This window comes from Paludibaculum fermentans (assembly GCF_051172195.1).
GTDB lineage: Bacteria > Acidobacteriota > Terriglobia > Bryobacterales > Bryobacteraceae > Paludibaculum > Paludibaculum fermentans_A.
On sequence record NZ_JBPJAQ010000001.1, the window covers coordinates 5,846,915 to 5,858,983 of the forward strand.

The window sequence follows — 12,069 nt, forward strand, 5'->3', positions numbered from 1 at the left end:
TATGGATGAACTTCAAGCGCTGCCGCCCGCCCGCGACTTCGTCGACGCGGAACGCGACACGGCGCGCGAGCAGATAACCGCCGCCTGGCAATTGCATGTCGAACGGCTGCAGGAACAGATCGAACGCGGCTGGCAGGAGAATATCGAGCGCGTCTTCGAGGAGCGTTTTGCAGCCCTGCGAGCCGGTTTCGAAGCTGAAATTGAAGCCCGTACCGCTGCCCGCGTGGCGGAAGCTTCAGACCGCGTGCGCGCTGCTTCCCTGCGCGTCATGAGCGAACGGCTCAACCAGACCGCGCGCCGCCTGGACCAGGCGGAAGACGGCCACACGTGGGCCGCCGCCCTGCTGGATGGCGCCGCTGCCTATGCCTCCCGCGCCATTCTTTTCAGCGTCATCAACGGCGAGTTGCAGTACGAAGACCACCGTTCGAACGAAGAGCAGAGCCTCGGCGACGTGCTGGACGGTCGCATTGCGCTGAGCGATGCCCCGGCCTTTGGCGGGGTTCTGGAAACCATGGATGCCGTCATCTGCATGGCCACGGCCGGAGAGATCTCGGCCCGCCTCGCCGATGTCCTGGGGTCGAGTGAAGAACGCCGCGTCTCCCTGCTGCCGGTCATCGTCGGCCAAGGCCAGGGCAAACGCCGCGTCGCCGCCATCCTCTACGCTGAGAACGAAGCCGAACCCATCGATGTGAACGTCCTGGAAGTCATCACCGCGGTTGCCGGCAACACTCTCGACGCCCGCCAGACGGCCCAGCGCCAGGCAACCTCCGCCCCGGCCGGCAACCTCATGTCGATCGCCCCGGTGGCCGCCCTGCCTGCCGCGGCGCCCGCTACCGGACCGGACTGGTCCAAACTGCCGCGCGAAGAGCAGGAACTCCACGCCAAAGCCCAGCGTTTCGCCCGCGTGCGTGTCGCGGAAATGCGCCTCTACCAGGCCCAGGCCGTCCGCCAGGGCAGGGAAGACGCCCGCCTCTATGTCTCCCTGCGAGGCGAGATGGATCGCGGACGCGCCCAGTTCAAGCACGAGTTTCTTCAGATCCCGTCCATGATCGATTACTTCCACATGGAGTTGGTCCGTACTCTTGCCAATGACGATGCTTCGCTGTTGGGGCCGGAATATCCTGGCCCACTCGTCTAAAGCCAAACGCGTGGGAGGCGGGCTGTTCCCGCTGGTGCTTTGCGCGCTGACAGCTGGCGCGCAGACAGACCCGGGCCCGCGCCTGAAGGCTGCCGTCGAAGCGCTCGACAGAAACTCGCCCGGCGTGGCCCTCAGCCAGTTATCCGGGCTGACGCCGCGCCTGCCCCAGATCGCCGATTACCTGGCGTTCTGGACCGCGCAGGCGCAGATGCAGAACCGGAACTACCCGGCCGTGGCGCCCACCCTCGAACCTGTCTTCCGCCAGACCCTGCCTTCACCTCTGGCCGGACGCGCCGCGATCCTGGCGGCCCGCGCGCTGGTCGAGACCAACTCGTTTACGCCGGCCCTGCAGGCGCTCAGCCGCGTGCCGATGGACCAGTTGCCCATGCCCCAGGCAGCCCTTTTGTTTGCACAGGCTTACTCCGGCGCCGGCGATTCGGTCTCGGCGGCGGTGCAGTATCAGACGGTCTATTTCTACTACCCGCTCAGCGACGAAGCCCGGGAAGCGGGCGCCGCGCTGCCTGGCCTGGAGCGGGAACTGGGCGATCGTTATCCGCCCGCCATGCCCAATGCCCGGCTGCAGCGTGCCCAGAAGCTGATCGACGGAGGGCTGGCCGAACGGGCGAAGACCGAGTTGGAAGCCATGATCCCACTGCTGGGCGGGCTGGAGCGCGACCAGGCCCGCGTCCGGTTGGGCGCCGCCGACTACCAGCTGAAACGAACCGAAACCGCGGCTTCCTACCTGCGTAGCCTGCGCGTCGACGATCCGGAAGCCGACGCCGAGCGTCTGTACTACCTCGCCGCCTGCTACCGCCGGCTCGATCGGGATGCCGATATGCTGGCCACCGTCCAGGACATCGGACCCAAGGCGCCCTCCTCCCCGTGGCGGCTGAAGGCCCTGATCCTGGCCGGCAACAACTACCTGGTGGCCAATGACGCGAAGAAGTTCACCCCGCTGTTCCAGGCCTGCGCCGAGGCGTTCCCCAATTCAGAAGATGGGCCGGGCTGCCACTGGAAGGTCACCTGGCGCGCTTACCTGGAGCGTAAGTCGGACGCAGGCCAGTGGTTGCGGCAGCACGTCACGCTCTATCCGTCTTCCGACAAGGCCGGAGCCGCGCTCTACTATCTCGGCCGCCTGGCCGAAACGTCGTCTGATATGCCGGCGGCCAAACGCTTTTACAACGAGTTGCTGGGGCGATTCCCGAACTACTACTACACCGCGCTGGCCCGGGAACAATTGAAGCGGTCGCAGGTTGCCCTGGCGGCGGCTTCGCCGGATACCGAGCAGTGGCTGGGAACCATTGCCTGGCCCAACCGCGTGCGGCAGGCCGATTTCAATGGCGACGAGCTCACCAACCGCCGGATTGAACGGGCCCGCCTGCTGTCCGGCGCCGGCCTGGAACAGTGGGCCGAGGGCGAACTGCGGTACGGAATTCGCACCGGCGGCAAGCGCTTTCCCCTGGCCGTCGAACTGGCGGAAACCGCCCATCGCCGCGGAGCGCCCGACGTCGGCCTGCGCTACATCAAGAGCACGATTCCGGACTACCTGTGGCTCACCGCCGACGGAGCGCCCAAGAGCTTCTGGAAGCTTGCCTTCCCGTTCCCCTATCGCGCCAAGATTGAGCGCTTTGCGAAGGAACGTTCGCTCGATCCCTTCCTGGTGGCGGCGCTCATCCGGCAGGAATCGGAGTTCAACCCGAGCGCCCTTTCCGTGGTGAAAGCCGTGGGCCTGATGCAGGTGATGCCGGCCACCGGCCGCGAGCTTGGCCGCCGGGTGGGCCTGAAGGCGGTCCGGCCGAGTTCGCTGAAGGTCCCGGACATCAACATCAACATTGGAACCTACTACCTGCAGCGCCAGTTGGCGGCCCGCAACGGCAACGTCGAGGACACACTCGCCGGCTACAATGCCGGACCGTCGCGCGTGCCCGTCTGGCGCTCGTGGTGGGACTTCCGCGAATCCAGTGAATTCGTCGAAACGATCCCGTTCACGCAGACCCGTGAATACGTCCAGATCGTGATGCGCAACGCCGAGATGTACCGCCGAATCTACGCCAACGAGCCCTACACCGTCGAACCCGAGCCGCCCGCGATGCCGGCCACCATCACCGCCGCCCCGCCTGCCAGGAAAGCCGTCGCCGCGCCCGTTAAAGCCTCGACCAGGAAGTCGACACACTCCAAATCCAAAAAAGGTAAGCAGAGTGCCACTCGAACCAGTAACTGAGCGTTTTCGCGCCCACCGCGTTGAACACTTCACCGAAAGTGTCATCCGTGAGATGACCCGCCTCGCCCTGCGCCATTCGGCCGTCAACCTGGCCCAGGGCTTCCCCGATTTTCCGGCCCCGGCCGAGCTCAAAGAGGCCGCGACCCGCGCCATCGAGGAAGACTTCAACCAGTACGCCGTCACCTGGGGCGCCAAGCCGCTGCGCGATGCGATCGCCGCCAAGTACCTGAGGCACTATGGCCTGGAGCTGGATCCCGAGACCGAGATCACGGTCGTCTGCGGCTCCACTGAGGGCATGATTGCCTCGCTGCTGGCCACGACGAATCCTGACGACGAGATCGTGATTTTCGAGCCGTACTACGAAAACTACGGGCCCGATGCCGACCTGTGTTCGGCCAAACGGCGCTATGTCACACTGCACGCGCCCGACTGGACGTTCGATCCCGAAGAACTGCGCGCCGCGTTCAACTCAAAGACCAAGGCGATCATCGTCAATACGCCTAACAATCCCACCGGCAAGGTCTTCACGCGGGCTGAACTGGAGCTGATCGCCGAACTGTGCCAGGAGCATGACGCGCTCTGCATCACGGATGAGATCTACGAGCACATCCTGTATGACGGCGCCGTCCACATTCCTGTGCTGACCATGCCCGGGATGCGGGACCGTACCATCCTGGTGAACTCGATGTCGAAGACCTTTTCGGTCACCGGCTGGCGCGTTGGCTGGGTGCTGGCCGCTCCGCACCTGACCACCTCGATCCGCAAAGTGCACGATTTCCTGACAGTGGGGGCCGCGAGTCCGTTGCAGCAGGCGGGAGTCTTTGCCCTATCTTTACCTGACACGTACTTCAAGGATCTCGCCATACATTATGGCGAGCGGCGAGACTATCTGATGGGGCTGCTGCGAGTGGCTGGATTGGCTCCGTATCGCCCCGCGGGCGCATACTATATCATGAGCGACATTAATTCCATCGGGTATTCGGATGATGTTCTCCTAAGTCGACATCTTGTTGAAACAGTGGGAGTTGCATGTGTACCTGGAGGGTCATTTTTCAGCCGGCAGGGTCTGGGATCGCACTTAATTCGCTTCTGTTTCTGCAAAAAGTATGAGACGCTGGAGGAGGCGGGACGGCGTCTACAGCGCGCGTTCCGCGGTGCCGCCGACTAACTGACGCCAAGAAGCGTCATTGCAGTTGAAGTGCATTCGATTGGCTGAAGGAGAAACGATGCTGCCGAATTTCCTCCTGCCGGAACAGGTAGTCCGTCAGAACGGGTCCGGTCCCAAGATTGAGATCGGCGATTCCGCAGGCGATGTAATCAGCCTGACGCTGGGGATTCATCGAACCATAGAACAACAGAGCCTGGATCTGTCAATTTCCGGGTCAGTGGACGGTGAAAACTGGGGCGACAAGCCTCTGGCCGCTTTCCCGCAGAAGTTCTATTGCGGGGTATACAGCCTGATTGTGGATCTCTCTGACCGGCCCGATGTCCGCTTCCTGCGCGTTGACTGGAAAGTCAGCCGCTGGGGCCGTGGAGAGCCAACGCCCTTATTTGGACTTTACGTATTCGCCGAAGCCGTAGGCCAAGGTGTGTTGGGCGCCGCCCGCTAACCCGACCAGGGCCTTTACAGCCGGTTGATCAGGCTAGCCACATAGCCGCCGCCGAAGCCGTTATCGATGTTCACCACGCTCACGTTGCTGGCGCAGCTATTGAGCATCCCCAGCAGCGCTGCCAGTCCATGGAAGCTGGCGCCGTAACCCACGCTGGTCGGCACCGCGATGACTGGACAACTGACGAGCCCGCCCACCGCGCTGGGCAGCGCTCCTTCCATTCCGGCGCACACTACGATCACGCGTGCCTTCGTGATCCGGTCCATGTTCCCGAACAGGCGATGGATACCGGCAACGCCCACGTCGTGAATCTGATCGACATCATTGCCCATCACCTCGGCGGTCACCACTGCTTCGAGTGCTACCGGCATATCCGTCGTACCGGCGCTGATCACGGCCAGCCGCCCTTTGCCGTGCATGGTGCGGTCGCGCCACACGCGGAGGGCGCCGCAAGCTGGGAAGTATTCGGCTTCGGGGTACAGCGCCTGCATGCGGCCCGCGACCTCTTCCGTGGTGCGTGTCACCAGGACGTTGGAGGCGCGCTCCAGCAGGCGTTCGGCGATACCCAGCACCTGTTCAGTGGTCTTGCCTTTGCCGAAGATCACTTCCGGCATCCCGGTGCGGATGGCGCGATGATGATCCACCGTCGCATAGCCGAGATTCTCGAAGGGCATGTGCCGCAGGCGTTCGATGGCCGCGTCGATCTCTACTGCGCCTGAACGCACCTGTTCCAACAGTGACTTGAGGTGATCCTGATCCATTTGGGTGTTTACGCCTCTCTAGAAATCGAGTGTCATGCCCGGCTTGATATTGTTCTTCGCGGCTACGCCGGCGGCCACTTCGAGTACGTAGGCGGCGTTGAAGCCTCCGCCATACGACATGCAAGTTTCCTGCGGTCCGGGGCAGGGGGGCACTTTGTGGACCAGCTGCACAACGGTGTGCTGGCGGTCCATCCAGATCATGTCGAGCGGCACCTTCACTTCAAACATCCAGTAAGGGTACTTGCCCTCTTTCTGGTGGACGAACAGCATGCCCTGGTCTTCCGGCAGCGAGTCGCGGAACTTCATGCCGCGCATCACATCGGCCGGTTGAATCGCCAGCTCGGCGCGGATCTTTTTGCCGTTCGGAAAGGTGACCTGCCGCGAGTTGTAGCCGACCACGGTCCCGCTCTCGGAGCCGCCGCATCCGGCCAGCGCCAGTGACAGGGTTGTGGCTGCCAGCCAGATCATGCGGAAGCGTCTTTCATGCATCGATTAAAATGGTAGCTGGATTGCCAGCCGGAATGCACCAAGCCACCTCTTCTTTCAGTCCCCCAGCCCTCTGGCGGCGTCTTGTCCTGACGCTCGACATGATCAGGTTCGAGCATTCGGTGTTCGCCCTGCCTTTCGCGCTGACCGGCGCGCTGCTGGGCTGGCGCGCCGTCGGCTACCCGCTGAACGGCATGGCCGCCAAGCTGGGTTGGATCGTCCTCGCCATGGTGGGCGCCCGTTCGGCGGCGATGGCCTTCAACCGGGTGCTGGATGCCGACATTGACGCTCGCAATCCGCGGACGAAGGCCCGCCATATTCCGGCCGGCCTGCTGAGCCGGACGTTCGCCTGGGGGTTCATTGCGGCCACCTCGGCCGTATTCCTGCTGGCCGCCGGGATGCTGAATCCGCTGTGTTTCCGGTTGGCGCCCGTCGCGCTGGGGGTCGTTTTCTTCTATTCCTGGACGAAGCGCTTCACCCCGCTGTCGCATGTCGTGCTGGGCTTTGCGCTGGGCATCGCGCCGTCGGCCGCCTGGATCGCGATGACCGGCTCGCTGGATCCGCGGATCATCTGGCTGACCGCCGCCGTCACGCTGTGGACGGCCGGTTTCGACATCATTTACTCCTGCCAGGACTATGAGTTCGACCAGCGGGAGGGGTTGTTCAGCCTGCCGGCCAAGCTCGGGATCGCCGGGGCGCTGCTGACCGCCCGTTTTTTCCACATTGCGATGATTGCCTGCCTGGCCATCCTGGCGCTGTCTCTGGGCGGCGGAATTCCGGCCTGGCTCGGGATCGGCGTGGTGGCGGCGCTGCTGCTCTATGAACATTCCCTGGTCCACTCCAACGACCTGTCGCGGGTCGACGCCGCCTTCTTCACCGTGAACGGCTGGGTGGGCATGTTATTCTTTGGTTTCTGGGCCTTTGACATCCTCTCCGCCATGCCCGGACTGCATCTCCTGGGAAACTGACACACCCTATGCTGCCTGATTTCTCTCAGCCCACTTTTGATGACCGCCGCCTGCTCCCCATTTACGACAAGGTGCAGGCGGGTGAACGCCTGAGCTACGAAGACGGGCTGACCCTTTACCGTTCGCCCGATCTGCTCGCCATCGGCCACATGGCCAACCTGGTGCGTGAACGGCTGCACGGCAACGTCACCTATTTCAACGTCAACCGCCACATCAACCCGACCGACGTCTGCGTAGCCTCCTGCAAGCTGTGCGCTTTCGGCAAGAAGGCCAAGGATCCTACCGCCTATACGATGTCGCTGGAGGATGTCTGGGCCCGCGCCGGACACGGAGTGAGCGAAGCGGTGACCGAGTTCCACATTGTCGGCGGACTGCATCCGGAGCTGACGGTCGACTGGTTCTGCGAGATGCTGCGCGGCTTGAAGCAGCGCTACCCGCAGGTGCACCTCAAGGCGTTCACGATGGTGGAGATCGCCTACTTCCACAAGCGCTTCAAGATCCCGATCGAAGAGGTGCTGCGGCGCCTGAAGGATGCAGGCATGGACTCCATGCCCGGCGGCGGCGCGGAGATCTTCAGCGAGCGCGTCCGGCGCATCATCTGCGACCACAAGATTGACGGCAATGAGTGGCTGGACATCGCCCGCCTGGCGCACAAGATGGGCCTGAAGTCCAACTGCACCATGCTCTACGGCCATATCGAGAACGAAGAGGACCGCACGGATCACCTGGTCCGCCTGCGCGCCGTGCAGTCCGATACGAACGGCTTCGTCACTTACATTCCGCTGGCCTTCCACCCGGACAATACGCCGCTGGAGCATGTCTCGAAGACCACCGGTTTTGACGACCTCAAGAACATCGCGGTGGCCCGCCTGATGCTGGACAACATCCCGCACATCAAGGCTTACTGGGTGATGATGACGCCCAAGATTGCGCAGATCGCGCAGCGCTTTGGAGCCGACGACATCGACGGCACCGTGGTGGAAGAGAAGATCTACCACGACGCCGGAGCAGATACGAGCCAGGGCCTGCGCCGCAACGAACTGTTGAGCCTGATCCGCGCCGCGGGCCGCGAACCAGTGGAGCGCGATACCGCCTACAACCGCGTGCAGCGCACGGAAAGCACCTTCGCGATCCTCGTCTAGTTTTACGGGGCAGGGGCGCCCCATCAGCGCCCCTGCCTGACTGCTCCGGCCCGGCTTCCGAATGGCAGCCGGATGCGCAGCACCCGCTCCCGGTGCCGTTCCTCGGTGAGGTTCCTCGAACGCGCGCGCAGCAGGTCTTCCAGCGAAATCATGCCCGCCAGACGTCCGCCGTCGGCGCGGTCCACTACCGGCATGCGCGTGAACCCGCTCTCCGCCATGCGGTAGACGGCGACGCGCAGCGATTCATCCGCATAGGCGACCACCGGATTGCGGCGGGCCAGCATGGCAGCCGTCCGGGCGCCTTTCTCCTCGCCCTCGGCCAGCCACAGGCGCACGTCCTTTCTCGTGATTACCCCTTGCAGCCGCCGCTGCCCGTCTACCACGGGGAATAGATGCTGGCCGCGGGGTGAGTGGTCTGGCCGGAACCAGCCGGCGATCTGCGCCAGCGTCTCGGACTCAGGGAACGCCACGAGGTTGGTGCGCATCACTTCGCGGACAAACTGAATCTCGAGAGGGTCCACTTCGTATTCGCGGCTGAGGTGGAAGCCGCGCCGGCTCACTTTCTCGGTGAGGATCGAGCGTTTCATCATCAGCACCGTCACGGCGTAGGCGATCACGTTAGCGACCAAGAGTGGCAGCAACGCGCTGAAGTCGTGTGTCAGCTCGAGTGCGAAGACGATGCCGGTGAAGGGTGAGCGCATGGTGCCGCCCAGGATCGCGCCCATGCTGACCAGCGGCCAGAAGCCCGCGCCCACTGTTGGAAGGAACATCGCTTCGACGCCGCCCAGGGCGCCGCCCATCATCAGCAGGGGAGCGAGTACTCCTCCTGAGGTGCCGGAGCCTAGCGAAACGGCCCAGATGAGCGACTTCACGGCCAGGATCCCAATGATGGTCGCCTTGGGGACATCGCCCTGCACGAGGGCCGCAATGGTCTCATAGCCAACGCCCAGCGCCTGCGGGAAGACGAGCCCACCCAAGCCCACGATGAGCCCGCCGATGGCCGGCCACCACATCCAGTGGATGGGCAGTTTCTGAAAGCCGTCCTCGGCCGCGTAAACAGCGCGCGTCAGCGCCGCTGAGAGCAGACCCGCCAGCAGTCCCGCGATCACGCAGCCGGCCAGGCCCGCCGGTCCAATGAAGACGAGATGGGCCGGGACGTGGAAGAGCGGCCCCAGGCCCATGAGGTAACGGCGGGCGGCGCCGGCTGTCGCACTGGCCAGGGCCACGGGGATCAGGCTGCGCGGCTTCCACTCAAAGAGCAGCAGTTCCACGGCCAGCAGGACAGCGGAAAGAGGGGCTGCGAAGGTGGCGGACATGCCCGCGGCGGCGCCCGCCACCAGCAGGGTCTTGCGCTCCGCACTGCTGAGGTGGAACAACTGCGCGATCATCGACCCGAAGGCGCCGCCCGTCATGATGATGGGCCCTTCCGCGCCAAACGGCCCGCCGGAGCCGATGGAGATCGCCGACGACAGCGGTTTCAGCACCGCCAGGCGCGGCTGCACCTTGCTGCCATTCAACAGGATCGACTCGATTGCTTCCGGGATGCCGTGGCCGCGGATCCGCTCAGAACCGTAGCGGGCCATCAGGCCGATCACCAGTGCGCCTGCCACCGGCACGAGCACTGCCCAGAATCCCAAATGGTGACCGGCGGGCGACACCAGTTCAGTGGACCAGCGTTGGAAGTAGAACAGATTTGTACACAGACCGATCAGTTTCAGCAGCAGCAGCGCCACAACAGAGCTCACCAGCCCGATCAGCACCGCCAGGGCTGCAATCGGCACCAGCCGCGCGGACGCCGTGAAATCGCCCAGTTCTTCAGCGCCCCTGCTCATGCCAGTCCGCCCTGCGTCGAACGGCGGATGATTGCCCGCAAGGCCTTGGACAGTTGCGGCGCGGTTTCTTCCAGTTCTTCGCGGTGAGTCAAAGAGAGGCGCTCGAGGACCTCTTCGCCATGCTGTGTGAGCTTCACCAGTACTTGCCGCCCATCGGCCTTGGCCGCGACGCGTTGGACAAGACCGCAACGCTCCATGCGGTCGACCAGGCCGACTGCGCTCTGGTGCCGCAGGAAGAGCCGTTCCGCCACGGCACCGATGGTGGGTTCCAGGCCGTGCGGCAAGCCCTTGAGGGCGAGCAGGGCCTGGTGATGCTGCGGCTCCAACCCCTCGGCTTTGGCGACTGCCTCACTGAATTGCAGGAAGCGGCGAATCTGGTAGCGGAACTCCGCCAATTCGTGATATTCCACTGCTGACAGTGGTTTGCGGGCTGTGCTGAGCATGATTATATCGTACTACGATTATATCGTATTGCGATATTGCTGAGCGCAGATTGGATCCGCCGGCCGGCGCTGCGATGTTAACGCGACTGAGCGAACTTGTCGAACGTGATGGTGGAGGACGACCCGAACTTGCGGTAGTTTTTGAACACCAGTTGGTTCTTGAAGCAGGGCGTATCCCCGCCGACGCAGCCCACGCTGTCGCCCTTCAGGGGCAGCAGGAAGGTGCCTGAATCGAGTTTGATGAACCCGAACTCCACCGAGGTTTCCGCGCTTTCATAGGGAATGCTGCTGGTGATGATGGCCTTCTGTTCAATGCGCAGGACCTTGTGGGTCGCCTTGTCGATCCAGACCTGGCCGGTGTAGGCGGGCCGCACCTGTTTGCCATCCTGGCTGACGAGGATCCAGTGGGAATTCTCGGCAGTCACGCTGATATCGAAGAGCAGGGCGTTCCGGCCGCCCAACTGTTCTTCGCCGCGCCTGGTGAACTTCGCGTTGGTGACCGGAGACATGATGTCCTGCAAAGTCACGACGAACTCGCCGGTGGTCCAGGCGCCCGTTTTGTTGATGGGGTCCTGTGTAGGGCGGCCGTTGATGCGCAGGTTCTTGTACTCTTCCTTGCCGTTCATGACGGAGACATCGGCGGCGACGACGTCGACGACGCGCCAGCGGGGCGGGTCGGTGAAGCCGCTGGAGCGAGTGGTGGTCTGTTCCGCCACGAAGTTCGGCATGTCCTGCAGGATTCGAGCGGAAGCCTCGCGCGCATCGTCGACGGCCTGCGGTTCTCCGCGCAGCTCTTTCTTCGGCGGATCCGCATCGTCTTCCGGCGGCTTGGCGCCGGCCGATTCTGGGGCGCCTTCGGCGGTGCCATCCAGGTCCTGCGAAGTGGGTGCGTGAATGAGCGCGGCTTCCACCTTGCGCTCGGCTTCCTTGCGTTCGTCCGGGGTTCCTACGCGAACCTGGGTTATGCGGTAAGCCGTCTCGGTATCGTCGGCGCTCACCTGTACCATGAGCCGGTCGCCCGGATGCAGCAGGGAGTCGCGCATCGACTCGCCCTCGGAGTTGCGGAACTGGGTCTTGGCCAGCAGCCGGAACCGCAGGACGCGGGTTGACGAGGTTTCCAGCAGCAGGTCTTTCTCGCCGAAGTTGCGCAGCGTGCCGTCGACGGAGCGCAGGGCGATCTTCAACTCCTGGTCAGAACCTTCCTTCTTCTCCTTGTCCTTCTCGTCCTTGGATTTCTTCTTGGGCCACTTGATACGGGGCATCGGTATGCCGCTGCCGGTACCGGATCCGCCCGGATACTGTCCTGGCGGGTATTGCCCCGGCGGGTACTGACCTGGCGGATATTGTCCGGGTGGATACTGCTGCGGGTATTGTTGCGGATACTGCGCCAGTAAGTCGCCCGCGCCGGCGGCTATCCAGATCGCCAACATCCCCCGAACGGCCAGCTTGCTGTAGTGCCGCATACTGT

11 protein-coding genes are annotated in these 12,069 nt (G+C 63.7%); 6 read left to right on the forward strand and 5 right to left on the reverse strand.

Annotation, left to right across the window (positions count from 1 at the left end; all coding sequences use genetic code 11):
- Position 1: 1 nt before the first annotated feature.
- From ACR9Y2_RS23450 to ACR9Y2_RS23465, 4 genes are read left to right on the forward strand one after another with little or no spacing between them, the layout of a single operon-like run.
- Positions 2 to 1,138 carry a hypothetical protein gene (locus ACR9Y2_RS23450; RefSeq protein WP_435044091.1) on the forward strand — a complete coding sequence of 379 codons (1,137 nt, stop codon included), beginning with the start codon at positions 2 to 4 and terminating at the stop codon, positions 1,136 to 1,138.
- Positions 1,089 to 3,359 carry a transglycosylase SLT domain-containing protein gene (locus ACR9Y2_RS23455; protein WP_435044092.1) on the forward strand — a complete coding sequence of 757 codons (2,271 nt, stop codon included), beginning with the start codon at positions 1,089 to 1,091 and terminating at the stop codon, positions 3,357 to 3,359. Before ACR9Y2_RS23450 ends, ACR9Y2_RS23455 begins: the two co-directional genes overlap by 50 nt.
- Before the next feature lie 52 nt (positions 3,360 to 3,411).
- A complete protein-coding gene (locus ACR9Y2_RS23460; protein WP_435044093.1) occupies positions 3,412 to 4,527 on the forward strand; it encodes an aminotransferase class I/II-fold pyridoxal phosphate-dependent enzyme in 1,116 nt (371 codons plus the stop codon).
- A gap of 58 nt (positions 4,528 to 4,585) precedes the next feature.
- Positions 4,586 to 4,969, forward strand: a complete 384-nt coding sequence (locus tag ACR9Y2_RS23465) for a hypothetical protein (RefSeq protein WP_435044094.1) — start codon at positions 4,586 to 4,588, stop codon at positions 4,967 to 4,969.
- Positions 4,970 to 4,983: 14 nt separating this feature from the next.
- On the opposite strand, the gene larB is transcribed toward ACR9Y2_RS23465, so the two are convergent.
- Both larB and ACR9Y2_RS23475 read right to left on the reverse strand, forming a co-directional pair.
- Positions 4,984 to 5,730, reverse strand: a complete 747-nt coding sequence (gene larB / locus ACR9Y2_RS23470) for a nickel pincer cofactor biosynthesis protein LarB (RefSeq protein ID WP_435044095.1) — start codon at positions 5,728 to 5,730, stop codon at positions 4,984 to 4,986.
- A gap of 18 nt (positions 5,731 to 5,748) precedes the next feature.
- Positions 5,749 to 6,198 carry a DUF192 domain-containing protein gene (locus ACR9Y2_RS23475; protein WP_435044096.1) on the reverse strand — a complete coding sequence of 150 codons (450 nt, stop codon included), beginning with the start codon at positions 6,196 to 6,198 and terminating at the stop codon, positions 5,749 to 5,751.
- A gap of 53 nt (positions 6,199 to 6,251) precedes the next feature.
- Here ACR9Y2_RS23475 and ACR9Y2_RS23480 point away from each other — a divergent pair, with 53 nt between their 5' ends.
- Positions 6,252 to 7,184, forward strand: coding sequence for a UbiA-like polyprenyltransferase (locus tag ACR9Y2_RS23480; protein WP_435044097.1), 933 nt, complete (start codon positions 6,252 to 6,254; stop codon positions 7,182 to 7,184).
- A gap of 8 nt (positions 7,185 to 7,192) precedes the next feature.
- A complete protein-coding gene (gene mqnE, locus ACR9Y2_RS23485) occupies positions 7,193 to 8,326 on the forward strand; it encodes an aminofutalosine synthase MqnE (RefSeq protein ID WP_435044098.1) in 1,134 nt (377 codons plus the stop codon).
- Positions 8,327 to 8,349: 23 nt separating this feature from the next.
- Here mqnE and ACR9Y2_RS23490 read toward each other — a convergent pair whose 3' ends face one another.
- The 3 genes from ACR9Y2_RS23490 to ACR9Y2_RS23500 form a co-directional block, all read right to left on the reverse strand.
- Positions 8,350 to 10,158 carry a chloride channel protein gene (locus ACR9Y2_RS23490; RefSeq protein ID WP_435044099.1) on the reverse strand — a complete coding sequence of 603 codons (1,809 nt, stop codon included), beginning with the start codon at positions 10,156 to 10,158 and terminating at the stop codon, positions 8,350 to 8,352.
- Positions 10,155 to 10,601 (reverse strand): MarR family winged helix-turn-helix transcriptional regulator, encoded by a 447-nt coding sequence (locus ACR9Y2_RS23495; RefSeq protein WP_435044100.1) that lies wholly within the window; start codon positions 10,599 to 10,601, stop codon positions 10,155 to 10,157. Before ACR9Y2_RS23495 ends, ACR9Y2_RS23490 begins: the two co-directional genes overlap by 4 nt.
- A 77-nt stretch (positions 10,602 to 10,678) precedes the next feature.
- Positions 10,679 to 12,064: a hypothetical protein gene (locus ACR9Y2_RS23500; protein WP_435044101.1), complete on the reverse strand. Its 1,386-nt coding sequence runs from the start codon at positions 12,062 to 12,064 to the stop codon at positions 10,679 to 10,681.
- Positions 12,065 to 12,069 lie beyond the last annotated feature (5 nt).

Bases quoted from the DNA above. Each gene is read 5' to 3' on its own strand.
- ACR9Y2_RS23450 (WP_435044091.1), top strand. From the start codon at position 2: ATGGATGAACTTCAAGCGCTGCCGCCCGCCCGCGACTTCGTCGACGCG.
- ACR9Y2_RS23455 (WP_435044092.1), top strand. From the start codon at position 1,089: ATGACGATGCTTCGCTGTTGGGGCCGGAATATCCTGGCCCACTCGTCT.
- ACR9Y2_RS23460 (WP_435044093.1), top strand. From the start codon at position 3,412: ATGACCCGCCTCGCCCTGCGCCATTCGGCCGTCAACCTGGCCCAGGGC.
- ACR9Y2_RS23465 (WP_435044094.1), top strand. From the start codon at position 4,586: ATGCTGCCGAATTTCCTCCTGCCGGAACAGGTAGTCCGTCAGAACGGG.
- larB (WP_435044095.1), bottom strand. From the start codon at position 5,730: ATGGATCAGGATCACCTCAAGTCACTGTTGGAACAGGTGCGTTCAGGC.
- ACR9Y2_RS23475 (WP_435044096.1), bottom strand. From the start codon at position 6,198: ATGATCTGGCTGGCAGCCACAACCCTGTCACTGGCGCTGGCCGGATGC.
- ACR9Y2_RS23480 (WP_435044097.1), top strand. From the start codon at position 6,252: ATGCACCAAGCCACCTCTTCTTTCAGTCCCCCAGCCCTCTGGCGGCGT.
- mqnE (WP_435044098.1), top strand. From the start codon at position 7,193: ATGCTGCCTGATTTCTCTCAGCCCACTTTTGATGACCGCCGCCTGCTC.
- ACR9Y2_RS23490 (WP_435044099.1), bottom strand. From the start codon at position 10,158: ATGAGCAGGGGCGCTGAAGAACTGGGCGATTTCACGGCGTCCGCGCGG.
- ACR9Y2_RS23495 (WP_435044100.1), bottom strand. From the start codon at position 10,601: ATGCTCAGCACAGCCCGCAAACCACTGTCAGCAGTGGAATATCACGAA.
- ACR9Y2_RS23500 (WP_435044101.1), bottom strand. From the start codon at position 12,064: ATGCGGCACTACAGCAAGCTGGCCGTTCGGGGGATGTTGGCGATCTGG.